22 protein-coding genes and 1 tRNA gene are annotated in these 24317 nt (G+C 45.8%); 4 read left to right on the top strand and 19 right to left on the bottom strand.

Annotated features, from left to right (window positions below):
• Positions 1–36: 36 nt before the first annotated feature.
• The 4 genes from ACRN9H_RS04780 to ACRN9H_RS04795 form a co-directional block, all read right to left on the bottom strand.
• Positions 37–1293, bottom strand: a complete 1257-nt coding sequence (locus ACRN9H_RS04780) for a DUF1624 domain-containing protein (protein ID WP_432312660.1) — start codon at positions 1291–1293, stop codon at positions 37–39.
• Positions 1283–3454 carry a TonB-dependent siderophore receptor gene (locus ACRN9H_RS04785; RefSeq protein WP_432312661.1) on the bottom strand — a complete coding sequence of 724 codons (2172 nt, stop codon included), beginning with the start codon at positions 3452–3454 and terminating at the stop codon, positions 1283–1285. The genes ACRN9H_RS04780 and ACRN9H_RS04785 overlap by 11 nt, the downstream gene beginning before the upstream one ends.
• 86 nt (positions 3455–3540) lie before the next feature.
• A complete protein-coding gene (locus tag ACRN9H_RS04790) occupies positions 3541–3831 on the bottom strand; it encodes a DUF2946 domain-containing protein (RefSeq protein WP_432312662.1) in 291 nt (96 codons plus the stop codon).
• 423 nt (positions 3832–4254) lie between these two features.
• A tRNA-Trp gene (locus ACRN9H_RS04795) sits at positions 4255–4331 on the bottom strand.
• 337 nt (positions 4332–4668) lie between these two features.
• Between ACRN9H_RS04795 and ACRN9H_RS04800 the strand changes: the two genes are divergently transcribed.
• On the top strand, positions 4669–5007 hold the full coding sequence (locus ACRN9H_RS04800; protein WP_012089999.1) for a PBPRA1643 family SWIM/SEC-C metal-binding motif protein: 339 nt from the start codon (positions 4669–4671) through the stop codon (positions 5005–5007).
• A 106-nt stretch (positions 5008–5113) separates the two neighbouring features.
• Here the strand turns inward: ACRN9H_RS04800 and ACRN9H_RS04805 are convergent, their stop codons facing one another.
• The 4 genes from ACRN9H_RS04805 to ACRN9H_RS04820 are packed head-to-tail and all read right to left on the bottom strand — an operon-like array spanning position 5114 to position 8211.
• Positions 5114–6076 carry a hypothetical protein gene (locus ACRN9H_RS04805; protein WP_432312663.1) on the bottom strand — a complete coding sequence of 321 codons (963 nt, stop codon included), beginning with the start codon at positions 6074–6076 and terminating at the stop codon, positions 5114–5116.
• A gap of 48 nt (positions 6077–6124) precedes the next feature.
• Positions 6125–6283: a hypothetical protein gene (locus ACRN9H_RS04810; protein WP_432312664.1), complete on the bottom strand. Its 159-nt coding sequence runs from the start codon at positions 6281–6283 to the stop codon at positions 6125–6127.
• Positions 6280–7227: a 3'-5' exonuclease gene (locus ACRN9H_RS04815; RefSeq protein WP_432312666.1), complete on the bottom strand. Its 948-nt coding sequence runs from the start codon at positions 7225–7227 to the stop codon at positions 6280–6282. The genes ACRN9H_RS04810 and ACRN9H_RS04815 overlap by 4 nt, the downstream gene beginning before the upstream one ends.
• Positions 7228–7275: 48 nt before the next feature.
• Complete coding sequence (locus tag ACRN9H_RS04820; protein ID WP_432312667.1) at positions 7276–8211, bottom strand: DUF808 domain-containing protein; 936 nt, start codon at positions 8209–8211, stop codon at positions 7276–7278.
• A gap of 237 nt (positions 8212–8448) precedes the next feature.
• Between ACRN9H_RS04820 and rpiA the strand changes: the two genes are divergently transcribed.
• The gene (gene rpiA, locus ACRN9H_RS04825; protein ID WP_432312668.1) at positions 8449–9111 is read left to right on the top strand and encodes a ribose-5-phosphate isomerase RpiA; all 663 of its coding nucleotides are present in this window, start codon (positions 8449–8451) and stop codon (positions 9109–9111) included.
• A gap of 128 nt (positions 9112–9239) precedes the next feature.
• Here the strand turns inward: rpiA and ACRN9H_RS04830 are convergent, their stop codons facing one another.
• From ACRN9H_RS04830 to ACRN9H_RS04875, 10 genes are all read right to left on the bottom strand, one after another.
• On the bottom strand, positions 9240–10430 hold the full coding sequence (locus ACRN9H_RS04830) for a class I SAM-dependent rRNA methyltransferase (protein WP_432312669.1): 1191 nt from the start codon (positions 10428–10430) through the stop codon (positions 9240–9242).
• A 218-nt stretch (positions 10431–10648) separates the two neighbouring features.
• Entirely contained in the window at positions 10649–11812 is a 1164-nt protein-coding gene (locus tag ACRN9H_RS04835; protein ID WP_432312689.1) for an endonuclease/exonuclease/phosphatase family protein, read from the bottom strand.
• 158 nt (positions 11813–11970) lie between these two features.
• The gene (locus ACRN9H_RS04840) at positions 11971–12708 is read right to left on the bottom strand and encodes an RluA family pseudouridine synthase (protein WP_432312670.1); all 738 of its coding nucleotides are present in this window, start codon (positions 12706–12708) and stop codon (positions 11971–11973) included.
• 124 nt (positions 12709–12832) lie between these two features.
• A complete protein-coding gene (gene carB, locus ACRN9H_RS04845; RefSeq protein WP_432312671.1) occupies positions 12833–16057 on the bottom strand; it encodes a carbamoyl-phosphate synthase large subunit in 3225 nt (1074 codons plus the stop codon).
• Positions 16058–16078: 21 nt separating this feature from the next.
• The gene (gene carA, locus ACRN9H_RS04850; protein WP_432312672.1) at positions 16079–17227 is read right to left on the bottom strand and encodes a glutamine-hydrolyzing carbamoyl-phosphate synthase small subunit; all 1149 of its coding nucleotides are present in this window, start codon (positions 17225–17227) and stop codon (positions 16079–16081) included.
• A gap of 178 nt (positions 17228–17405) precedes the next feature.
• A complete protein-coding gene (gene dapB, locus ACRN9H_RS04855) occupies positions 17406–18218 on the bottom strand; it encodes a 4-hydroxy-tetrahydrodipicolinate reductase (protein WP_432312673.1) in 813 nt (270 codons plus the stop codon).
• 70 nt (positions 18219–18288) lie between these two features.
• Positions 18289–18906: an FKBP-type peptidyl-prolyl cis-trans isomerase gene (locus tag ACRN9H_RS04860; RefSeq protein WP_220772449.1), complete on the bottom strand. Its 618-nt coding sequence runs from the start codon at positions 18904–18906 to the stop codon at positions 18289–18291.
• Between the two features lie 216 nt (positions 18907–19122).
• The gene (locus tag ACRN9H_RS04865) at positions 19123–19932 is read right to left on the bottom strand and encodes a M48 family metallopeptidase (protein WP_432312674.1); all 810 of its coding nucleotides are present in this window, start codon (positions 19930–19932) and stop codon (positions 19123–19125) included.
• A 158-nt stretch (positions 19933–20090) separates the two neighbouring features.
• Complete coding sequence (locus tag ACRN9H_RS04870) at positions 20091–20672, bottom strand: GNAT family N-acetyltransferase (RefSeq protein WP_432312675.1); 582 nt, start codon at positions 20670–20672, stop codon at positions 20091–20093.
• A 27-nt stretch (positions 20673–20699) separates the two neighbouring features.
• Positions 20700–22100, bottom strand: a complete 1401-nt coding sequence (locus ACRN9H_RS04875; protein ID WP_432312676.1) for a DEAD/DEAH box helicase — start codon at positions 22098–22100, stop codon at positions 20700–20702.
• A gap of 207 nt (positions 22101–22307) precedes the next feature.
• Here ACRN9H_RS04875 and ACRN9H_RS04880 point away from each other — a divergent pair, with 207 nt between their 5' ends.
• Entirely contained in the window at positions 22308–22586 is a 279-nt protein-coding gene (locus tag ACRN9H_RS04880; protein WP_432312677.1) for a DNA polymerase III subunit epsilon, read from the top strand.
• A 787-nt stretch (positions 22587–23373) separates the two neighbouring features.
• Positions 23374–23886, top strand: a complete 513-nt coding sequence (locus ACRN9H_RS04885; protein ID WP_432312678.1) for a hypothetical protein — start codon at positions 23374–23376, stop codon at positions 23884–23886.
• A 312-nt stretch (positions 23887–24198) separates the two neighbouring features.
• On the opposite strand, the gene ACRN9H_RS04890 is transcribed toward ACRN9H_RS04885, so the two are convergent.
• Positions 24199–24317: IS3 family transposase (locus tag ACRN9H_RS04890; protein ID WP_220733647.1), on the bottom strand; the 119-nt coding region annotated here is incomplete at its 5' end.

A 24317-nucleotide genomic window follows, 5' to 3' on the forward strand; every position in this document is an offset into this window, starting at 1 on the left:
GCGACTTTTTAGTTTAAAGCGCCACACTACGTTTTGTTACAAGTACTTAATCCAAGCCTGAGTGCTATTTTTTTTATATTGGCTAAACCGTTTAACAGGATAATAGAGTCCAACAGCTAACAACGCTGCAATCAACCAAATCCAACCGATACTATTCACACCAACAACCTCACCTTGATTCGCACCAAAAACATATTTTGCTAAGGTATAAAGCAGCAGTAACACGTACAAATGTAAGATATAGAAGAACATAGGGACTGAGCCAAACACAGATAACCCATGGCCGACTCGCGCTAATCTCCCACCCACTTTCCCACTAGATGCAAAATACCGCTCAAAGGCCACTAAGCAAAAGAACATGCCGCCTAAGGTCACCAGTAAAAAGCTTAATGATGGCGGGTATTTCGTTAAGTTAAATACCGACATCAAGGTTTCACCCAAATGTGCCCCCGACTGCCAAGGCAAGGTTTCGCCATAAAGGTTAAACCCACGTAGCACCGCAAAAAGTACCCAACAGCTGATCCCTAAAAACAACAGCTTTTGCTGGCGAGCCGATGCATCAAGATGGCTTCCGTTAGGCTTATTACTAAAAAGTGGCCCTGCAACATAACCCAGTAAAATCACCCCAATCCAAGGCAGCACGGGATAACTCACCTTAACCCTAAGCGCACCTTCGCTGACGAGATAACCGCGGTCGTGCAATAGGGTCCACAGACCGTAAGCCCACTCACTGGGCTGAAAACCAATTGGTGTCAACAGATTATGGCCAAAAACAATCGCAAATCCTAAAAGGGCCATCCAAGGTCTAGGCAGGTTTATCAGCGCAGCGAGCGCTAACATACTCAGACCAATCACCCAAATCACCTGTAACCAAAGGGTGTAATAGCTGACCATCCAAGAGAGGTTAGAGACGTTAATCACTAAAATTTCCAGCGCGATTAAAAACAGCCCGCGTTTAATCAAAAACATACGTGCTGAACGTGGCTCGCCATGGCTACGATTGGCATAAAGCCATGCAGAAACCCCGGTTAAGAACACAAAGACCGGCGCACAAAAATGGGCGGCAAAGCGACTCACAAAAAGCCCCCAAGAGGTCGAACTCAAATCCATAGGATCGCTCACCTGCATGTGAAAGAAAAATCGCTCCCGCACATGGTCGAGTAACATGATAAGCATCACCATGCCGCGTATCATATCGATACTATTAATCCGGGTGCGGCCAATAGAACGCCCCAGTTCTTGCTCGGCAAAACCTGAAGATAACGCTGGATTAACACTAATATTAGAATTCATAGCTGACACTCACTTTAATGCTACGTGGCTCACCCGGCACGGCCCAGAAAGCGGAATAACTACTCGCGATGTAATGTTCATCCAGTAAGTTATCCAGATTCACTCCAAGGCTTAAGTTGTCGCTTAAGTGGGTGTTCATAAACAGCCCAAGTAACTGATAAGAAGGCAATTGAAAACTAGGATCGGCAGAGTCACCAAGGCGCGAATCCACATAACGCCAGCTAAGTCCTAGATGACCATCAATAGAAACCCTATTCAAATCCTGTTTCAGAATCACACTCGCGGTATGCTTTGGCACATTTACCAGTGGACTGCCTGCAGGAATGAGCACGCCCCAATCGGGATTCAAGCTGTCATTGGCGGTACGGGTATTAAGATAGGCATAGGATAATTTTGCTTGTAAATCCTCCGTCAGTTCGGCGGCTAAATCGAGTTCAACCCCGCTACTTTTAGCTTTACCTAAGGTGGCAGAAAAACCAACATTGATAGGATCTGAGGTCAAGATATTGCTCTTTTGAGCATCGAACACGGCTAAACTAGCGTTTATAGGAAGATCGTTTAACCAAGTACCATTAAACTTCATCCCCAGTTCAACCGACTGACTCTCTTCCGCTTCGAAGGGCTTACCCACAAAGTCAGTTCCAGAAAGCGGTAAAAAGCCTTCAGAATAAGAGCTATAGAAACTTAAGGCATCGGACCATAAATACACCAGACCCACCTTGGGGCTAACCCTGCTATCGGTTTGATCTGACAGAGTATCTTTCGCGACTTCACTGATATCTTGCTGATAACTATCGAACCTTAACCCAAGGTGCAACTTCCACTTTTCAGTTAAATCCATTTGATCTTGCAAATAGGTTCCCCACGCCTTTTGAGTCTCGTTATTCTCATACAACAAACTCACCTCTGGCTGAGGCCCACCGTATTGAGGGGCATAGATATCGATGGCATATTCACCTTTTTGGCCCCGATAACGATACAGTCCCGTCTTCAAATTGTAGTGATAGGCATCGGCACCAAGCAGCAAATTATGACGAATAAAACCCGTATCCACATGACCACTTAACTCTAGACGCAGCGAATTGTCCTCAGAGGCGTAGTCACGATATCTGTGCTGCCTAGTCAGCGTGCGACCATCATCAAATAGCGATTGTCGCCCCTTTGCTAACTCGGCATCAGACGAATACCCCTTCAAGCTAGAGTCTCGGTAGTTATAGCCAGCAGTTAATGACCAATCATCATTTAATTCATAGTCATAGGTCAGCTGATGCCCTGTGGCATTCACCTCCGTTGCGCCATCATTAGGTTCACCTAAATAACGCGTGCGTGGTACGGTATTAATATCGTTATTGAGCACAATAATGCCGCGATCGAATAGCTGTTCCTGCTTGAGGTATTCCATTTCATACAGCAAGGAAGCTTTGTCGGAAATCTGCCAACGCACAGACGGCGTAACGATTTTTTTATCGCTAAACACATAATCACGAAAACTATCGTGTTCCTGCCAAGCGCCATTAATCCGAAATGCCAAGTTATCGGTTAAACCTGAGGTAACATCACCTTCTAACCGATATTGGTCGAAACTCCCCGCAGATGCTTTTATATAACCACTGGTTTCATATTGGGGTTTCTTAGTGACGATATTGACTGTGCCACCGGGCTCCGAGCGGCCATAAAGTGCCGAACCTGGACCTTTTAAAATCTCAACATAAGCAACGTTTGATAAATCTCTATGACCACTAAAACCTCGACCACCATTAAAGCCATTGATTAAATACCCCGATGGCATGTTTTCATTGCCCGGAAAGCCGCGCAGGGAAAAGCTATCCCATAAACCGCCGCCATTGTTTTGCCGCGCCACACTGGCGGAATAATCCAGCACATCTTGAAACCGCGTCAGCCCCGCATCTTTGATCAATTGCTCGTCTAACACACTGATCGCTTGGGGAAGTTCAGTTGAGGACACATTGCCACGATAGGCTTGGCGATAGTGGATACTTAAACGTTCAATATCAGTGTCAAGCACTGCGTCACTAACAGTATCAATAGCTTGTGAACTCAATTGACCGCTCTCTGAGGCCAACAGCATTGAAATAGGATTGAGCGCAAACAAGGCGCCCAGCAAAAGCGCAGCGCGCTTGGGAATATAAAAAGAGGTCATTTTCACTCCGAAAATAAACAGCATCGACGCCTTAGCTAAGCCAAGGCGCTCAAAGTTAATTAAGATAAAATTGAATAAACAGTAACTTATGCTGTTAAGGGCGGAGCACGACTATTAAAGAAACGACTAAAGGGTCGCTTAAAGGAGATGGCTTGGAACTCAACCGAGATATAACTCTGCTGAGCCAATTGAAAATGAAAGGGTGTACTGGTTATCGCATCTTGCAACTGGTGCTGATGTAAGCACAGCGAACAATTGGCCTTAGAGTCTTCACTAGCATGGGAAACACTGTGAACAGCAATGGTCACAGACAATAGCACCAATATGGCGGTAAGCCATATCGCTAGGGTGCGTCTTGTTTGTATCACACTATTCAAACCATACTTCCTCAACTCATTTGGCAGGCGATTGTATGTTAAGCACAACTAAAGTTGCAAACCGATTTAGCTAAGTCAAAGTGTTTAAATGTTACAAGAGGTATCGATAGTTTGTGAGATAAACTGATCACTACGATAAATAACCTGAGCTCGAGATAAGCTCTGCGTCTCTACAGGTTATTTTTCCCTTTATCTGCGTTAACTTTGCTACTAATAGCCCACTATTAGGTACGCAAACTTGCCTTGATAACGGAAAAACTACCTCTGTAGAGTTAATTTTGCGAATAAAGTAATAAGATTAATTAGTTACCACAGCCACTATCCCGAGTTCAGGTTAAATAGGAATAGTGCAGAATATATTGGAGCTAAATAGCAGATAAAATAAAACGGCTCGCATATTTCTATGCAAGCCGTTGTTTTATTTGGCAGGGGTGGGGAGACTCGAACTCACAACATGCGGTTTTGGAGACCGCCGCTCTACCAATTGGAGCTACACCCCTGTTGACGAGACGCATTATGCAAAAATCACCTGCAAAGGTAAAGTACTTTTTAAGACAAAACTCATTAACTGAAGGTTTTTCAAACAAGTTAGGCCATGACTGTTGATTTAACTGCCATTGAGATTAAAAAGCCGACATCTAAAGTATGCTATATCTCAGTGGCAGCGGCTCTTAATGATCGTGCTTTACCTCGATAGATTATTCAAATCAGGTCTTCTTCGACAGTTTAGCGACTAAAAATGCGCATTTATCGAAAAAAATGCTGAGTTAGATTTATAACATTGACGTTTTATAGTATAAGCATCATCAATTTCATACACAGCTCGACGGAACCATCATGTCTGACAAATTTTTCTTTAAAGGCCGTAAAACGCCTAAGCCAAAACACGAAAGTTTTGGCTATAACACTAAGCGTGCCGCTAAACCGGGTACTGAAGCCTTACCACTGCAGTTAATTGTTGCTGATGAAGCACGTAAACTCGAAGTTGCCGCGATAGTTGCCGAACACCAGCTATTTGCTAATATCGAAGTCAATGCCGACGTTGCTGAAGATATCCTTGAATTAGAAGGGTTATTGAATAAGCCTAAGACCACGACGTTCGAGAAAAAACCGAATCGTAACGAGCCTTGCGCTTGTGGTAGCGGTCAAAAATTCAAGAAGTGCTGCGGCAAGTAAGTGCTTTAATCAGCGAAAAATAGATAGGGACTTTTGCTGTGACGTTTTTGTACGTCGGGAATAGCCCCTTTTCTCCCCTCTTTTTAATTTCTCTCCCCAAAGCCAATTAATCTTCCAGCTTTGAGATAAAAATCCGCTGCAAGTCGTTATTCCACAGCTGAATAATTTTGCGGGTCTTGTCTTTATTCCAAAAACATTTTCCAAATAAAATCAAACCCGCACCTTCAAGGCAGCGTTTATCTTCTATTTCAAATTGCGCCAATAATGGCTGTTTTATCCCATCGATAGGAATGCCGATATCTTTACTGTCGGCCGGATTAAGCCAGCTCATGGTCGGGTCTGTATGGGATATCGTGCCCCAATACATGTGGGGTTTATTGTCGCTTGGGTCCGCATCGGCAAAATTGACAAACAGGTTCTTCGCCCGCCAACGGTATTTTCGCTCAGCGTCTGTGTATACCCAGAGATCCGATTTCGCCAAATCTGTACCGCGCAATAAACTGTGCAGTAATTTTTCGAGCCCTTGGCTTGGCACCCGTTTCTCGATTGTGCGCGCCGCAGTGTTAACTTGATAGTCTGTTTTCGACTCTTGCACTTGACCGTCCGCTGACGATGCAACAGGTACTGGTGACGACTCAGATATAGCAGATGACTCAGATATAGAAGACGACTTAGGCGTTGGCTCAGTCTTGCTGCTTAATGCCTGTGCAGTCGAAGCTTTGTTTACAGGCGTATGGCGACGAGATTTACGGCTAAAATCGATCATTAACGCATCGGCGTCCACCAGCTGTTGCTGCACTTCAATAGCATCTTGCTCCTCGCGGGATTTTTGCGCCGAGGGTTTAAACTCAATGCAATCAGCTTGATGATAGCGCGAGCCAAAACAGGCAGCCTTACCGTCCTTTGACGCTTTACGAAAATACGCTTTACCGCCGCATGCGGGGCAAATAAGCCGTTGCCGTAAACGCTCGATATCTTCATCGGATAATTGTTGGAACTTAAAAACACTATAAGAGGTTCTCGCGGTTAAATGCTCCTCGGTTTCGAGCTCACAAATGGCATCTAACATAGCGTTCTCCTTTATTTTTACCTGTTGGCACTGATGATCACAGAATGGCTAAGCCCAGGCATTCACCCCAAGGGAGAGCATCGCTAACAGGATCAACATACCTAGCACGCGGTAAATCAAACCTGAGGTACTGGTGCCCTGCGAGCTCATATCCGAGTGTGATGGCCTGATGTTTTCCTTTGCGGCATCTTGGGTTTTGCGCTTCATTCAACATTCTTAAAATATTTCGCTAATGGCGCCGCTAGACTCGAAGGGATTAACGACGCGGCTTTTGTGGCACTCGATACATGATAAAAGGGCGTCAACTGAATGATTAACGCATTGAAACACATGAGCGCAGCTAGGGCATCGGCGGCGGCATAATCGATTTGCGCGCCAGATAATGGCACATGTTGCCAATTTGATAGGGTAATTTTTTTCGGCTTATCAAAACGCGTGCCCAGTAAAGTTGCAACTAACTGACGGGTGCCCATCTCCTTTTCCGCTCCTAGTTGGGCTAATGCCCAGTTTAAATCTAATTTTGGGGCGACATTAATGCCCCATTGCCGGTTTAGAGCCTGTGCATCGCTACGTAAACCCACTCCGACTTTGAGTATGTTTTCATCTTCCAATACGGTTTTTAACTGAGTGAATTGCTCACCTAAAATGGCATGTTGAAATAAATAACAAGCATCCATTGTTGCGATTTGGATAAGGCTTAAAGGATATTGCACACCACGCTCAAAGCTAGCGCGGGTTTCAGTATCAAAACCCAAGATTTGCTCAGCCTGTAATCGCGCGACAACCGCATCGAACTCCGATGGTTGAACCACTTCAATGTGGATATGTTGCAATTCAAAGTCCGCTAATGCCACAAGCTCTGCATCATCGATACGAGTGGTTAAAGCAATACGCTGTTGCAACCATAAATAGGCTAACTTACGCTGCGCTTGCAGCTGTGGGTTAACGTTAACACTGCTTTTAGTCTTTGCTATACCCTTCTGAGTTTCTAACGCTTCATATTCTATTGATTCTGCCGAAGTATTAAGCTTATCCAGATAAGCGGTGCCCGCAGCATCCATTGCCGCAATGAGCCCATTAGTATCTTTACCAAACTCTTTACGTAACCAAGCCAGCTTACTCGAAGAGATACAGTGCCTCATTAACTTCATCGTCGCCCTTCCTTGTTCAGCCATTCCTTAATTGCCAATATTTGTCGCTCACTTGCTGCGTAGTTTCTGTATCCCAGTCATCACTGCAAGTGCCACAGCGCCAGCAAGCACACCAAATAATCCATTGAGCACTGTGGGCGTCAACAGGGCAAGCACAGGCCCGACGACATCAACCGCTGCAACTGCTTGTTCAGCATGGTGAATTTGCTCAGCCACCCAGTGCAAACCATGGGTTAAAATACCACCACCCACCATAAACATGGCTGCGGTGCCGATAATCGTTAAACTTTTCATTAATACGGGAGCTGCGCTCAATAAACCAAAACCTAATTTACGGTTCATTTGAGTTAATACAGAGGCACCTTCACGTTGACTCAAGTACAAACCCGCATCATCCATTTTCACAATCGCCGCCACTAAGCCATACACGCCTATGGTCATGACTATCCCAATGACAGCTAACGTAAAAAACTGTGTCGATAGGGATTTGTCCGCCACGATACCAAGGGTAATTGCGATAATTTCCGCCGATAATACAAAGTCGGTACGAATCGCCCCTTTGACTTTTTCGGCCTCGTAGGCAGCGAAATCTTTGATGTCGGGTAGCTCATTCTCTACTTGGGTTTCGTGTTGTTGCTGGCTTTTTCTATGGCTATAGCTGTGATGCAGTTTTTCAAACCCTTCGTAACATAAAAACAGTCCACCAAACATTAATAAAGGGGTGACAGCCCAGGGAATAAAAGCGCTGATAAGCATTGCTGCTGGCACTAAAATCAACTTATTGCGAAATGATCCCTTGGCCACCGCCCACACGACGGGCAATTCTCGTTCGGCACTCACGCCCGTCACTTGCTGGGCATTCAGGGCTAAATCATCCCCCAATACGCCTGCGGTTTTCTTTGCCGCTACTTTACTCATTACCGCAACATCATCTAAAATCGATGCAATATCGTCGAGTAAGGTTAATAAACTCGCACCTGCCATGTTAAATCCCTCTATAAATCATTCTGCTTTTGCCATAGTAGCTTAGTTAGATTAGTGGCGTATAGCGAAATGCTTTCCAACTTAACTGCTTAAGTTACTTAGATTATTAGTGCTACTTTTATTATCAAAAGCGCGGAAGATAGATCACATCACCAGTGTAATAGCGGCACATTTTTGTCGAAAAAGCGTATACTAAGCATAGAATTTTTTACTCATTTGCCGTTACAGGATGTCAACATGACTCAAGATGAAATGAAAAAAGCAGCCGGCTGGGCCGCACTCAAGTACGTTGAAAAAGACAGTATTGTTGGTGTGGGCACAGGTTCGACTGTGAATCACTTTATTGATGCACTGGCGACCATGAAAGCCGATATCGAAGGCGCAGTCTCTAGCTCTGAAGCTTCAACTCAGAAAATGAAAGCGCTGGGTATTCCTGTTTACGACTTAAACAGTGTTGATCGTTTATCTGTCTATGTGGACGGTGCCGATGAAATCAACGACCGTATGGATATGATTAAAGGTGGCGGCGCGGCATTAACTCGCGAGAAAATTGTCGCGGCTGTCGCTGAAAAGTTTATCTGTATCGTTGATAACACCAAGCAAGTCGACATACTAGGCGAATTCCCACTACCGATTGAAGTCATTCCTATGGCTCGCTCTTACGTGGCGCGCCAGCTTGTTAAGCTGGGTGGTGATCCTGTGTATCGTGAAGGTGTGGTGACGGATAACGGCAACGTGATCCTCGACGTTTACAACATGAAGATCCTTAATCCTAAGGAATTAGAGAAACAGATCAATGAGATAGTGGGTGTAGTGACTAACGGTCTGTTCGCTAATCGTGGCGCCGATGTGTTGTTAGTGGGTACACCTGATGGCGTAAAAACTTTTACTACCAAATAAGTTCAGCCTTAATTATTCCATCACAGCCATAAGCATTGATGTAAAAATGCCAGCCACTTTATACAAGAGGCTGGTATTTTTTATAGCTCAAGTCTTTTAAATCCAAGGCCTATAAAAATTCACTTAGGCTACCAAGCTCTAGCGACTAAACCTTTTAAGTAGAATCCTTCAGGGAAGGCGCTACCAATAGGATGATCACTTGCCTGACTTAAGCGTTCGATAAACTGAATTTCGCGGTTTGCATCCAACGCGGCATCGGCAACAATTTTTTGAAATAGATCCGCAGGCATTAATCCTGAGCAAGAGAAGGTCAATAACACGCCGCCCGGATTTAACAACTGCAATGCAATCATATTGATGTCTTTATAACCGCGGCAAGCCCCGTTCAACTGTGCTTTATTATCAGCAAATTTAGGTGGATCGAGCACAATTACATCAAAGGTTTTGCCTTCATCACGGTATTGGCGCAGCAACTTAAACACATCGGCTTCGTTGTAATGCACATTGTCATCGATCAAGCCGTTAATTTGCATATTATAGCGAGCATTTGCCAGCGCTAGAGAAGACACATCGACGTTTTCAATACTCGCAGCACCGGCTTTAGCCGCATACACACCAAAGGTGCCTGTGTAGCAAAAACAGTTTAATACCGATTTACCCTTAACAAAACGGGCAGCAATAGCGCGGTTATCACGTTGATCAAGATAAAAACCAGTTTTATGGCCTTTAATCACATCAACAGCAATCTTGATGCCATTTTCTTCAATAATTACCGGCATTTCAGGCAGAATGCCATGTAATAAACCGGTAACAGGCAGCAGGCCTTCTTTTTTGCGAGAATCTACGTCTGAGCGCTCGTAAATGGCACAACCTGGGTATTGTTCGGCCAATAACTCGACTAACGTATCACGCCAAAGCTCAGCACCCGTGCTTAATAGCTGACAAACGAACACATTGTCATATCTATCAATGGTAATTCCAGGTAAACCATCGGACTCAGCGGCCACTAAACGATAACCGGTTAAGCCTTGCTCACGGATGAGATCATTACGTCCAGCTTGGGCACGTTGCAAACGTCTAGCAAAAAAATCGCGATCAATTTCTTCTTCGCGATCAAACGTCCAAATCCGTACTTGGATTTGTGATTCAGGTGACCAAGCACCACGACCTAACCAATGACCATCATGGGCAACCACATCGACGGTCTCACCCGCTTGAGGTTTTCCCTTAATATTATGAATAGCATTGGAAAATACCCAAGGATGGCGGCGTTCGAGCGACTTTTCGCGCCCGGGGTGAAGTTTGATTCGGATAGCCATGATGTCGCCTTCTAAAAAATAGGACAGCGATAATATACCCAAAAAAGCCTGATTGCGAGAAACTAGCGCGCTCTAGTACGATTATTCTGCCTATTTCGATTTAAAAGCTCGAATTGACCAATATCACCTACTACGCGCGCTAGCGCCTGATTAGCACCACAACCTAAGCATGAACCACTTGAAAAATAGCCATAATAATGCCTCAGTATTAGGATGATTTATCGACGAAGTGCGAGGGCCACCACCACGGGCGCATGATCTGTACTGTAAGCATCACGCTCATACTCAGGTCTAACTAAATGTCTATCGCAGGTTTGATAATCCACGACTTGAGCTAAACTGCGGCCATGGCTGGCATCAAACTCGCTCGATAATAAAATGTAATCCAGCACCGAGCCTTTAGGACCATAGTAATGCGTCGCTGGCCTGTGCTCTTTATAATAAGCCGTATTCGTGTGTAAATTTTCCCTCAAATTCGCCTCAATAAATAACTCGTAGGCATCTTGTAACTGGTATTGAGCGAATACGCCTGCCAGTGCGGCATCAGACAGATGCCCTAATCCTGCGGCCTTAATATCGCCGCTGTGGATGCTATCGCCCTGTATTGTCAGTGCATCTAAGGCGCCCATCGAGAGACTGTCATTAAAATCGCCCATCACTATGACCGGATATTTGGACGTTTGTCTGCGTACTAATATGCTATTGAATAGTAATGCCGCTTCTGCGCCGCGCTGCATTGTTGACGCCCAGCGACCTAGTGCTTGCTCGGTGAGTAATTGGGTTTCGGCATGCAGTTTTATACAAGAGGCGCTGCCTATACCCTCCTCCTGCCCTAGAGGTTTCGATTCGAGCGCAAGCCCTGCGCGCTTAGACTTAAAGTGCACCACATAATAGTCACACTTACCGATATACGGCATTTCAACCGTTGCGCGCAGCACCTTACGGCTAAAGGCAAATTCACTCGACAATCCCATCGCCGCGACTAAGCGCGAGTCTGGCTCAACACTGCTCACCTCAATAATGGGATAACGTGATGCCAGCGCGACCACTGGGCTGCGATAAATGTAATCACTGACCAGCGTTGGCTCATCGATTACGGCAAAATGCACTAGGCCTTGCTCACTGGCGATGCGCTTTAGTGGTTCAGGGCTAAAGACTTCTTGAAACCCTATGATATCGGGCTGACGATGCGCTAAAAACTCACTCAGCCATTGACACTTTTTTTGCCACTGACCGTGACTATAGATATTTTCAAAATCGTAGTACGCCAAAGGCGGTTCAATAAAGTTAAATAAGTTAATGCTGGCAATCTTAATGTTACTGATTGGAGTGCTATTGATGGCGGTGCAGCTTAGCGCGCTGCTTGCCTTAGCCTCGATCATTGCGCCATGGGGTGATGTGAGCTCAGTCGGCCGCTCGGTAACGCCTTCTGCCGTGACTTTAGTAGACATAGTCGGCTCCTCAAATAACATTTAATAAAAATACTGGCATCGTAAACTATCGCAACGAAAATCCAAGCGTTTACATTACTCGTACAAGCTTAAAAAGGGGCGTCACACAGCCAGTCGATGGCTTCGCCTGTGATGGGATGCAAAAAAGCTAAACGCGTGGCATGCAACATTAAACGCTCAGCATGTGCATCTGGTATAAGTGTGTCAGATATCAGCGTATTGGCGCGATTGATTTCAAGCGCGCCGACGCCCCCATACAGATCGCAACCTAAAATCGAATGTCCAAATTGCTGGCTATGAATACGCAGTTGATGGGTGCGCCCCGACACAGGCGTAAATTCTACCCGCGTCGCAAAGGGATCACTAAGACGCTCTAATACCCGATACTGACTGATGGCAGGCTTACCAGTGCTATGGCAAATTTTTTGTAGCGGAAAATGTTCCACATCTTTAGCAATCGGCAGGTTAATCACCCCGCTGTCATCGACTAAATGCCCGTGGAGTAAGGCTGTATAACACTTCTCAATGGTACGCGCCTGAAATTGTTTTGTTAGCATGCCATTTACGGCTTTATTCAGCGCCACCAGCATGATGCCAGAGGTACCAAAGTCGAGTCGATGCAACAAGGTTGCCGTAGGAAAATCTTGCACTAAGCGATAATGCACTGAATCGAAGTTAAGCGGATTTTTACCTGACAAACTTAATAAACCACTGGGTTTATCAATCAGTAAAATATCGCTGTCTTGATAGAGAACACGGATTTCACCAAGGCAAGGCGGTGCAATAAAGGTATCAACTTTGGCAAGGCTATCGGCTGGCGCAGGCATAACAACTCTCGAAAAATGAGTAGAAAAAATAAGTGCATAAATTACAAAAAATAGATTACAGCCTAAATAATAAGGCCGCATAACCTAAGCTATGCGGCCTTAACGCGTACATCAGAATATTGGCTTATTTAGCCAAAATACGCTGGTGTAATTCTTGTAGTGAGATAACGTTACTACGGTCATCAGCAGTATGGGCCATACAGGTGGCAAATGCGCCGTTAATTGTCGTAGTGTAATTCACTTTATAACGCAGTGCTCCGCGGCGTAATTGACGAGAATCTTCAATCGCTTGGCGACCTTCTGTGGTGTTAACGATATAAGTATATTCACCATTCTTAATACGATCGAGAATGTGTGGGCGACCTTCGTGTACCTTGTTCACTAGGCGCGGATTAATACCTGCTTCACCTAGAATGATTGCAGTACCATGGGTCGCATCGATTTGGTAACCGAGCTCAATTAACTTAGCCGCCAAATCAGCAACACGTTTTTTATCGCTGTTACGCACAGATAATAATGCACGGCCAGATTTCGGCACCTCTGACGTCGCACCTAACTGCGCCTTAGCATAGGCTTCGGCAAAAGTATCGCCCACGCCCATCACTTCACCCGTTGAGCGCATTTCTGGGCCTAACAAGGGGTCAACACCGGGAAACTTGTTAAATGGCAACACCACTTCTTTCACTGAATAGAAAGGTGGGATCACTTCTTTGGTGAAGTTTTGCGATTTTAAGCTCTGGCCAGCCATAACACGTGCGGCAATCTTCGCTAAAGGCACACCGGTGGCTTTAGACACAAAAGGTACGGTACGGGCAGCACGTGGGTTAACTTCAATCATATAGATTTCGTTATCTTTCACGGCAAACTGCACGTTCATCAGACCAATAACACCGAGTTCCATCGCCAGCTTGCTGACCTGAACACGCATACGATCTTGGATTTCTTGGCTTAACGTGTATGCAGGTAAAGAACAACCAGAGTCACCAGAGTGCACCCCTGCTTGCTCGATATGCTCCATAATCGCGCCAATCACCACGGTTTCACCGTCACAAATGGCATCAATATCTACTTCAATCGCATCATCTAAGAAACGGTCAAGTAGTACCGGAGAAGCGTTAGACACACTCACCGCTTCGTTAAAGTAACGCAGTAAGTCTTGCTTATCGTAAACGATTTCCATCGCACGGCCGCCCAGTACATAGGATGGACGCACCACCAATGGATAACCGATACGTTCAGCGGCAATCACAGCGCCTTCAACGGTAGTTACCGTTTGATTCTCTGGTTGCTTCATCTCTAAACGCTGAATCGCTTGCTGGAAACGCTCACGGTCTTCGGCGCGATCAATCGCATCTGGGCTAGTACCAATAATGGGTACGCCAGCGGCTTCTAATGCACGCGCCAATTTCAGTGGCGTTTGACCGCCGTACTGCACGATAACACCCTTTGGCTTCTCGATACGCACAATGGCTAATACATCTTCCAGTGTCACAGGCTCAAAATACAAACGGTCTGACGTATCGTAATCAGTCGAAACGGTTTCAGGGTTACAGTTCACCATAATGGTTTCGTAACCGTCTTCACGTAACGCTAATGCCGCGTGCACACAGCAGTAATCGAACTCGATACCTTGCCCGATGCGGTTTGGCCCGCCACCTAACACCATAATTTTGTCACGGGTCGATGGGTTGGCTTCACATTCTTCTTCATACGTTGAGTACATGTAAGCGGTATCGGTGGCGAATTCAGCCGCGCAGGTATCGACACGTTTGTACACTGGGTGCAGGTCAAACTTATCACGCAGCTTACGTATTTCGGCTTCATTCACGCCTAATACATCGGCTAAACGCGCATCAGCAAAGCCTTTACGCTTAAGCTTACGCAGTAAATCGTAATCTAAACCTGCTAGACCCGCATCGGCAACGACGCCCTCAAGCTGGATAAGTTCTTCAATTTGCACCAAGAACCAAGGGTCGATATTGGTCAGCTTAAAGATTTCATCTAGGCTTAAGCCTGCACGCATTGCATCGGCAATGTACCAAATACGGTCACAACCTGGCTCTTTCAGCTCATGGCGAATAAGTTGCATCGCTTCAGGCTTAGACATATCAGTGATAGGGTCTAAACCGTTACGGCTAACCTCTAAACCGCGCAGCGCTTTTTGCAGTGATTCTTGGAAAGTACGGCCAATCGCCATCACTTCACCGACAGATTTCATCTGCGTGGTTAAGCGATCGTTAGCGCCAGCGAACTTTTCAAAGTTAAAGCGTGGCACTTTAGTCACAACATAATCGATAGCAGGCTCGAATGACGCTGGCGTGCGACCACCAGTGATATCGTTCATCAGCTCATCAAGGGTAAAACCTATCGCTAACTTAGCGGCGATTTTCGCAATCGGGAAACCGGTTGCCTTTGATGCCAATGCAGATGAACGCGATACTCGTGGGTTCATCTCGATGATAACCATACGGCCATCTTGCGGATTGATACCAAACTGTACGTTTGAGCCGCCCGTTTCCACCCCAATTTCACGCAGCACGGCCATAGAGGCGTTACGCATGATTTGGTATTCTTTGTCGGTGAGGGTTTGCGCTGGTGCTACAGTAATTGAGTCGCCGGTGTGCACGCCCATTGGATCGAAGTTTTCGATAGCGCAAACGATAATGCAGTTATCATTGCGGTCACGTACCACTTCCATCTCGTACTCTTTCCAACCGATTAAGCTTTCGTCGATTAAGAGTTCATTGGTGGGTGATAAATCTAAGCCCTGTGAACAGATCTCTTCGAACTCTTCCTTGTTATAGGCGATACCGCCGCCCGAGCCACCCATAGTAAAGGATGGACGGATAATACAAGGAAAACCGACTTGTTCGAGTACGCCGTAAGCTTCTTCCATGTTGTGGGCAATACCCGCACGTGGACAGTCAAGACCAATACTTTTCATCGCTTTATCAAAGCGGCTCCGGTCTTCAGCTTTATCGATGGCATCGGCTGTTGCGCCAATCATCTCGACGTTAAACTCTTTCAGTACGCCTTTGGCTTCAAGCTCTAATGCACAGTTCAGTGCGGTCTGGCCGCCCATGGTTGGCAGAATCGCATCGGGGCGTTCTTTAGCAATAATGTTACGAACCACTTCCCAGTGAATCGGCTCGATATAAGTGGCATCGGCCATTTCTGGATCAGTCATAATGGTGGCAGGGTTAGAGTTCACCAGAATGACACGGTAGCCTTCTTCACGCAGCGCTTTACACGCTTGTGCGCCAGAATAGTCAAATTCACATGCCTGACCAATCACGATTGGGCCGGCGCCTAGGATAAGAATACTCTTTATATCTGTACGTTTTGGCATTGCTGTTCTCTGCTCCTAGGGCTACTTAGCGGTCTGACGATAGTGCTCAATCAACTCAATAAAGTGATCAAACAACGGGGCGGCATCGTTCGGGCCTGGGCTCGCTTCAGGATGACCTTGAAAACTAAACGCAGCTTTGTCGGTCAGATGGATACCTTGCAATGAACCATCAAACAGCGACTTATGCGTCACCTTAATGTTGGCAGGCAGTGTGGTTTCATCAGCAGCAAAACCGTGGTTTTGGCTAGTGATCATCACAGTCCCTTGCTCAATATTGCTCACTGGATGGTTTGCACCGTGGTGACCAAACTTCATCTTTAAGGTTTTTGCGCCACAAGCCAGAGCCAACAGTTGATGGCCTAAACAAATTCCAAAAATCGGCGTGTCGGTTTTGAGTATTTGTTGAATCGCTTTAATCGCGTAATCGCATGGCTCTGGATCGCCGGGGCCGTTCGAAAGGAACACGCCATCGGGATTCATCGCTAATACGTCAGCAGCTGAAGTTTTAGCTGGCACTACGGTAACGTCACAACCGCGGTCCACTAACATACGCAGGATATTTTGCTTAACACCGAAGTCGTAGGCGACAACTTTGTATTTAAGCTCGCTTGCTGGCGTCTCAGCAGGTAAACCGCCCACTAAGCGCCAGCTACCTTTGCGCCAGGTGTAGGCCGTTTTAGTTGTTACCTCTTTAGCGAGATCCATACCTTTTAAACCAGGGAAGGCTTTCGCCGCAGCCAATGCTTTTGCTTCGTCTAAGTCAGCACCCGCCATAATACAACCGGCTTGAGCCCCTTTTTCACGGAGAATACGCGTTAACTTGCGGGTATCGATATCTGCGATGCCAACAACATTGTTCGCTTTGAGATAATCGCTGAGGGATTGTTGATTACGGAAACTACTTGCGATGAGCGGAAGATCGCGAATGATAAGACCACAAGCGTGAACCCCATCGGATTCCATATCTTCATTATTGGTACCAGTGTTGCCTATGTGTGGGTAGGTCAAGGTTACAATCTGGCGTGAGTAGGAGGGATCAGTTAAAATTTCTTGGTATCCTGTCATCGAAGTATTAAAAACAACTTCACCAACTGAGAGACCATCGGCACCAATTGCTATGCCAGAGAATACAGTTCCATCTTCGAGTACGAGTAAGGCAGACTTTGTCACGCGACCTCCATAAAGAGCCAAGCCACTGAAATATTATGTTTTTATGTTGTTTTAAAATACCAACTTCCGCTAATTCACGAAATTTTGACAAATTCAGACGATTCTATAGTAAACACGCCCTATCGTCCACCCATTGGTAACTGGGTGCAAAAAAAACGCCATATCGGCGTTTTTAATATTAATGTAAACCTAAAACCTGCTGCATATCATACAAGCCCGGTTTTTGCGCTGCCAACCAGTGGGCGGCGCGCATCGCGCCATTAGCAAAGGTCATCCGGCTCGAGGCTTTATGGGTGATCTCTAAACGCTCACCAATATCAGCAAACATCGCCGTATGTTCCCCGACTAAGTCACCGGCACGAATGGTCGCAAAACCTATAGTATTGCGATCGCGCTCACCAGTAATGCCTTCACGGCCATACACAGCACATTTCTCAAGATCGCGACCTAAGGTCTTAGCAATCACTTCACCCATTTTCAGGGCTGTGCCCGACGGCGCATCTTTTTTGTGCCTGTGGTGACCTTCGATAATTTCGATATCGGTGTAATCGCCCATGACTTCTGCAGCCAATTCGAGTAATTTCCACATCAAGTTAACACCCACAGACATATTCGGCGCCATCACGACCGGCGTTTGCTCGGCAAAGGCATTGATCTGTTCTTTTTGAGCATGATTGAAACCCGTTGTGCCAATCACCATAGCTTTCTTATGGCGAACACACCAATCTAAATGGACAATACTCGCTTCTGGCGCGGTGAAATCAATCAACACATCAAAATCATCGGTCGCGTAATCCAGCGAATCCATAATTATGACCTGTAATTTACCCACACCAGCAAGCTCACCCGCATCCACGCCCACTAAACTTGAGCCCGCGCGCTCAATGGCAGCGCCCAGCATAATATGGTCGTGATGGTAAGCCGCTTCAATAAGAGTGCGTCCCATACGACCACCAGCACCGACGATTGCCACTCTCACTTGTCCACTCATTTCAATCTCCTCAATCTTTTTAGGCTTCCATAAGAAAACGCCTAAGACAGGCTTAGGCGTTTTATCACTATTAGATGATATCTAATAACTCAACTTCAAATACTAACGTTGAGTAAGGAGGAATCGATGCCCCCGCGCCGCGCTCACCGTAAGCTAAGTGATGTGGCACAAATAATTTTAACTTAGTGCCGACTGGCATCAGTTGCAGTGCTTCGGTCCAGCCAGCGATAACGCCAGATACTGGAAACTCAGCAGGTTGGCCACGAACCACAGAGCTGTCGAACACATCACCATTAATGAAAGAACCGTGGTAATGAGTACGTACTGTGTCTTCGTAAGTTGGCTTAGCGCCATCGCCTTGGACTAATACTTCGAACTGCAGACCAGAGTCAGTCACAGTTACGCCATCACGCTTAGCATTTTCAGCTAAAAACGCATCGCCTTCTTCAGAGGCAGCAGCAGCAGATTGCTCTTGTGCCGCTTGGATACGACCACTGATTTCAGTGAAAGCCACTTGCAGATCTTGCATAGACACTGCGCTTTCTAAACCAGCAAACGCATCAGCTAAACCCGCTTGAACGGCAGAAATATCTACACCATCAAAAGAATTGGCGGCCAGTTGCTCACCCATTTGACGGCCTACACCGTAACTTGCTTGTTGTTCAACAGTACTGAATTTATCAGACATAATTAACGACTCTCAATTGCTCAGTGGAATTTTGCGCGCCAGTTTATCATAGTTCTACGCCCTATGCTGTTAAACTGACTGCTTATTTAATTAACGAGCCTTTTTTAGCCCCTTAATGCGTATTTATCCAAAAACTTAGCTCATCCGCCCTTTATCTCAATGCGACCAAAGGAATAGCAAGCACTAGAGCTTTACTGCTATTAGCGTACGATCCATTTATTTTGGGGCAACGCACTGATTCTTTACCTGCGCTTTAGCAGTGGCATATAACGGCTGCATTTGCGCTTGTAACTGTTGTAACTGCTCGATGCGATTACTGTTTGATGGATGGGTCGATAATAATTCGGGCCCTTGGCTACCACCCACCTTCGACATATTTTGCCATAATTGAACGCTCTGTGCCGGATCAAAACCTGCCCGCGCCATCAACTCTAACCCCATAATATCGGCTTCGCTTTCTTGCGCACGGCCAAAGGGCAAAATCACCCCGACCTGAGCACCAAGACCTAACGCTGACATATATAAGTCACGATTAGCCACCCCGCTCACGCCAAGCGCAGCATCGGCAATTTGCATGCCTACACCCGTTAACTGCCCGCGAGAAACCTGTTCATTACCGTGCTGCGCTAATACATGCGCCACTTCGTGACCTAATACAGTTGCCAGCTGATCGGGACCATTAGCCACTTTGAGCAATCCAGTGTATACGCCGATATGACCACCAGGCAGTGCAAAGGCGTTAACTTGTTCTGAGTCAAACAACACCACATCCCAGCGCTGGGTTTGATCCGGCAGCACTGCCGTGACGCGATTAGCCACGCAATTCACGTATTGCGTCAGCTTTTTATCGCTACTCACATTTTGCTGCTTTTTCATCTCTTCAAAAGAAGCATCACCCATCTGCTGCATCTGCGCCGATGAATAGAGCAATGTCTGCCCGCGTCCCGTTGGCGATTGGGTACTCATACAAGCGGTTAATCCGAGCACGACTGCCAAACCCACTAAGCCTAAACGCATTGATTTCATCTAAAACTCCTTAAATCCATTATGAGCTTAAAAGCGAGAGCAACATATTGATGCAACTTATCGCAAGATTTTACTGCTATGGATGAGATAAGCCAATTAACCATCCTTAGCGATATCGCATACTATTAATATTTGTTCGCCGACATCCCCGTAAGGAATTAATACTCCTCTTTTAACATGGCATAAAGATACTCATCGCCCCATGCGCCCTTAAAAAAGGTGTTTTTTACATAATGAGCTTCGCGCCTAAAATGGAGTTTTTCCAGTAAACGACAGCAGGCAAGATTTTGTGTATCGGTGACGGCAATGACTCTATGCTTATGCAATTCAATAAAGAGGTAATCCAGCAATGCGCTGACGGCTTCAAAAGCGATATGTTGACCTTGATACTCAGGCGCAATCGTAAAGCCAATTTCAACCTGTTGTTCATCAATAAAATGTAATGCCAGATCGCCAACGAGCTTGGTCAAAGTGGCTCCCGCCGTAAAGACAATCGCTAACTGAAACCATTTTCCTGCGGCGCCAAATTGCGTATAATCCATGCCTTCATAAAGGGCTATAGCATCGCTATAGCAGTAATCACTCCAGCTTTGATATTTAGCAACCTGAGGGTCGGCGCGATAGGCGGCAAAAGCCTTAAGATCCGCTCGCTGAAATGGTCGAAGCATAAAGTGCTGGGTCGTTAAACCGTTATTCACCATGTTATGCAGTGCTTTACTTAACCCTAAGGTTGATGCCATCACTTAACTCCTTTCAGCCTCAAGCAATCAACGCTTACCTTTAAACTCTTTGGCGCTGTGCTTATTAATGCTACGGCGGTTTGCCTGTTTATCCCGCGGCGCTCGTTTACGTTCAACCTTGCCACCCTCTACAACATCACTAGCTTTTTCACTTGGCTTATCCGTTACTGGAAAATCGGCCAATAATGCCAGCGGCAACTCCCGAGTGGTCAAGGTGCGGATTGCCGCTAGGGTCGGCATTTCACTGTGGCACACAAGGGAAATCGCCAGCCCTTTGGCGCCCGCTCTGGCAGTGCGACCAATGCGATGCACATATACTGGCGCGCTCATGGGCAAATCCAAATTAATCACCACAGGCAAAGCATCGACATGAATGCCTCGCGCCATTAAATCTGTGGCCACCAATACTTGCAGCTTATTGGCTTTAAAGTCGGCTAAGGTTTGGCTGCGTACAGTTTGATCTTTTTCACCGTGCAGCGCAGCAACTTTCATCCCCGCTTTAGCAAGGCGTTTGGCAACCGCATCGGCATCATCACGGGCACTGATAAACACTAGCACCTGTGGCCATTGATATTGTTTTAATAACGCAATTAACACCTGCGCCTTACTGCCCTTGTTGACTAAATACAACTGTTCTTCAATCTCAGCGACCACTGAGTTAAGTTGTTGGGCTTCAATACGCTGCGCGCTATGGCTTAATAATTGGCTCGCGACTTGTTCTAACGCTGGCGGAAAGGTCGCTGAAAACAGCAAGGTCTGGCGAGATTTAGGCATTAACGCTAATAGCTTTTGTATATCAGGCCAAAAGCCCATTTCAAGTAAACGGTCGGCTTCATCGAGCACTAAATACTTTATTGCGTTAAGAGCGATATGCGATTGCTGGCATAAATCGAGTAATCGCCCCGGCGTTGCCACCAACACCTGCGACTTGGCGGCTAGCTCTGCCAATTGCGTTTCAAGCTCAACGCCGCCGCAAAGGGTTTGGATAGTAATCGGCTGTAACGTCGCACATTGCGCGAATAGATTACTCGCCAAGGTTTGCAGCGCCTCGGTCACTTGCATTGCCAACTCGCGGGTTGGCACTAATATCAGCACAGATGCAAAAGCCTCAGCCAGATAAACACCGCCACCTTTAGCGTTATGCTTTGCGGTATTTATGGGTTTTAGCGATACCTGTGATTTAGATAACGGCTGTAATGATTGCTGCAGTTTTTGTAGCAGTGGCAAACCAAAGGCCAACGTCTTACCGCTGCCTGTTTGCGCTAAAGCCAATACATCTTGTCCCGCTAGCACCACAGGAATAGCCAACTGCTGCACCCGAGTGGGTTGCACCAACGCTGCAGGCAACGCCTTAAGTAAGGCCGAATTTAAGCCAAGCTTGGCAAAAGTTAACGACTCAGGGGAAGAAGAAAGCTCGGGAAAGGTCATTACAGCACCGGATCAACACATGGGAGCGAAAGTTTACTCAGTGTCGAATGGGAATACCAATATTGTTTCGGCTTTTACTCCGCTGATTTCGGGCTAGCTTATGGTAGAATCCCCTCCAATCAGCTTTATGAATGTGCAACACAACTCATTTGTTTAACTGAACGTAGTGGAACACTACCGTGATTAACTAAATGAAGAGACAAGATTATGAGTAAGTTAAATGCCGAAGAACGTAAAGCCCGCGATAACGCCCGTTTTTCACAACGTGTTGATGAGCGCCGAGTAAAAGGCGAAGACGTGGTCGCCTACGTGCTGGGCAACAAGCTCGCGTTTAAGTTTTTGACTAAACCAGAGAGACACGAATTTAAACAAAGAGAAGCCGCACTCGAAGAAGAAGCCAAACTTAAAAAGCAGCAAGCGTTTGAGCTTAAAACCGAGCAAGAATTAGAGAAAGCCGAAGCGGCATTTACTGTTCCAGAAGAGTAACCTCTCAGGTTTCCAAACTTCGTTTGGATTTTCGAATCAAAGTCAAAATCTACATCAACGTCGTGGCGCTTCACCCCTGATTTTTTATTAAGAAATCGACTAAGGAGGACTGCTCGTTATATCCTCCTTGGATGCTCCATGACGAACAACCTCCATGTCTAACTGCCAGTTCGCCATCCCTGGCTCTCGTTCGAAACCCTGCTACGCAGCACTCACCCTAGCGAAGTTACATGCATTAGTTAGTGGTCTCATACTCCAACAAAAATCGCCTAACGGCTCAGATGGCACATCCATGTGCCCCCGAGCCTGCGCCATCATCCATGATGTCGCTACGACATTTTTATCTGCGTATTTCGACAACTTCGCAGGGGAAGGTGAACTCCTGAATTTACAGTGTTAACCCTTAATCCCAAAGAGTTCAGCCTGCCCTTTCTTTTCCATCCAAAACTGGAATTTGACGCTATCACAGCTCTCAATCCATTTTGAAGGACGCTTAGAAAGCCATATCGATCTGTGAAATTAACCTGACACAGAATTATGAACAGCCTCACCTTGCTAAACCCGAGGTGACCATATATGTCCTTTCTTTTATGTAAAAGAATGAGAAAGCTAAAACGATATTAAGTGATTACCCATAAAACGGTATAAAAACCGCTACCGCAAAAAAGCAAATTCCTATAGCATCATTTATACCAATTGACATGGATGTGGCAGCGGCCAAGTCCAACAAGCGATTTATGCCCCGCAAACAGCACAGCGAGACGTTATACTTTAAGAAGGAGGAAAAATGTATCCATTATCGGATTTTAGCAGTGTTTTTGAGGTTGCAACCGCCTTATGTCTTGCTTATGGCTTCATCAGATCTGCTTATAATTTCCCTCTTATTGCAATAGAAAAACAACTTAACAATGCCAAAGAAGTTCTAAATGATTTTGGCCATGACCACCCTCACTCAGGCCTGGGAGCAATAATTGGTTTGGTAGAAAGGTCATATTCTATTAAAAAACTTGATTTAGATAAGCTTTATATTCTTCTAGCAAAATTATCAATTCTTGCATCATTAATACCTATTACTTTTCTAATTACATCAGGCTTTTATAAAGGGACTTTTTCTGCTGCTGCAATGGTAACAATAATAATATTTGCTTTTATACCAACACCTGTTTTATCACTTGTAGCTTGGCTAAAATCAAAAGACCTTATTAATAAAGTCAAGTCCCAAAGAGAGCTACTTCATAAAGAAGTTATGGAGGTATTAGTTGTTAGCCAATCAAAAGCAACTAAAAATAAACAAACATAATAGGGCACTGGGAGGAATATAGCGTCCAGCCCACACCAGCCTGCATGCGGCTCCGCACTGTGCGGTTCATTTAGAAGGCTCTGGTTCGGATAGTGAACCGCGATCCATCCATCTCCCAGTGAATACAATCCTACTTTCTTAAGATACTTGTTACTCAGCGCTTGCTGTATTTCTGGTGTTTTCGAGCTACGCCAAGCGAAAGATAGGACTGGCATAACTTTTAGAGCGCTTTGCATTAAGGGACACAGCTCTTAATTATCCCTCACTCATAAAACCTGTAATTTATAGGTATTTATTAGGAGCCTGTACTGGTCAACCCAAACTGGACACTTTTACTTGAGAATTTTCAAACTCTACCGGTGACAGATTGTCATTAGCAGAATGAAGTCGCTCCAAGTTGTAATATTTCATGTAAGCCGTCACATCTTGCT

This window comes from Shewanella sp. MF08487, from assembly GCF_050848685.1.
Lineage (GTDB): Bacteria > Pseudomonadota > Gammaproteobacteria > Enterobacterales > Shewanellaceae > Shewanella > Shewanella glacialipiscicola.

Bases quoted from the DNA above. Each gene is read 5' to 3' on its own strand.
- ACRN9H_RS04780 (WP_432312660.1), bottom strand. From the start codon at position 1,293: ATGAATTCTAATATTAGTGTTAATCCAGCGTTATCTTCAGGTTTTGCC.
- rpiA (WP_432312668.1), top strand. From the start codon at position 8,449: ATGACTCAAGATGAAATGAAAAAAGCAGCCGGCTGGGCCGCACTCAAG.
- ACRN9H_RS04800 (WP_012089999.1), top strand. From the start codon at position 4,669: ATGTCTGACAAATTTTTCTTTAAAGGCCGTAAAACGCCTAAGCCAAAA.
- ACRN9H_RS04840 (WP_432312670.1), bottom strand. From the start codon at position 12,708: ATGCCTGCGCCAGCCGATAGCCTTGCCAAAGTTGATACCTTTATTGCA.
- ACRN9H_RS04820 (WP_432312667.1), bottom strand. From the start codon at position 8,211: ATGGCAGGTGCGAGTTTATTAACCTTACTCGACGATATTGCATCGATT.
- ACRN9H_RS04830 (WP_432312669.1), bottom strand. From the start codon at position 10,430: ATGGCTATCCGAATCAAACTTCACCCCGGGCGCGAAAAGTCGCTCGAA.
- dapB (WP_432312673.1), bottom strand. From the start codon at position 18,218: ATGAGTGGACAAGTGAGAGTGGCAATCGTCGGTGCTGGTGGTCGTATG.
- ACRN9H_RS04875 (WP_432312676.1), bottom strand. From the start codon at position 22,100: ATGACCTTTCCCGAGCTTTCTTCTTCCCCTGAGTCGTTAACTTTTGCC.
- ACRN9H_RS04885 (WP_432312678.1), top strand. From the start codon at position 23,374: ATGTATCCATTATCGGATTTTAGCAGTGTTTTTGAGGTTGCAACCGCC.
- ACRN9H_RS04865 (WP_432312674.1), bottom strand. From the start codon at position 19,932: ATGAAATCAATGCGTTTAGGCTTAGTGGGTTTGGCAGTCGTGCTCGGA.
- ACRN9H_RS04880 (WP_432312677.1), top strand. From the start codon at position 22,308: ATGAGTAAGTTAAATGCCGAAGAACGTAAAGCCCGCGATAACGCCCGT.
- carB (WP_432312671.1), bottom strand. From the start codon at position 16,057: ATGCCAAAACGTACAGATATAAAGAGTATTCTTATCCTAGGCGCCGGC.
- ACRN9H_RS04815 (WP_432312666.1), bottom strand. From the start codon at position 7,227: ATGAAGTTAATGAGGCACTGTATCTCTTCGAGTAAGCTGGCTTGGTTA.
- ACRN9H_RS04810 (WP_432312664.1), bottom strand. From the start codon at position 6,283: ATGAAGCGCAAAACCCAAGATGCCGCAAAGGAAAACATCAGGCCATCA.
- ACRN9H_RS04785 (WP_432312661.1), bottom strand. From the start codon at position 3,454: ATGACCTCTTTTTATATTCCCAAGCGCGCTGCGCTTTTGCTGGGCGCC.
- ACRN9H_RS04870 (WP_432312675.1), bottom strand. From the start codon at position 20,672: ATGGCATCAACCTTAGGGTTAAGTAAAGCACTGCATAACATGGTGAAT.
- ACRN9H_RS04805 (WP_432312663.1), bottom strand. From the start codon at position 6,076: ATGTTAGATGCCATTTGTGAGCTCGAAACCGAGGAGCATTTAACCGCG.
- ACRN9H_RS04860 (WP_220772449.1), bottom strand. From the start codon at position 18,906: ATGTCTGATAAATTCAGTACTGTTGAACAACAAGCAAGTTACGGTGTA.
- ACRN9H_RS04835 (WP_432312689.1), bottom strand. From the start codon at position 11,812: ATGATCGAGGCTAAGGCAAGCAGCGCGCTAAGCTGCACCGCCATCAAT.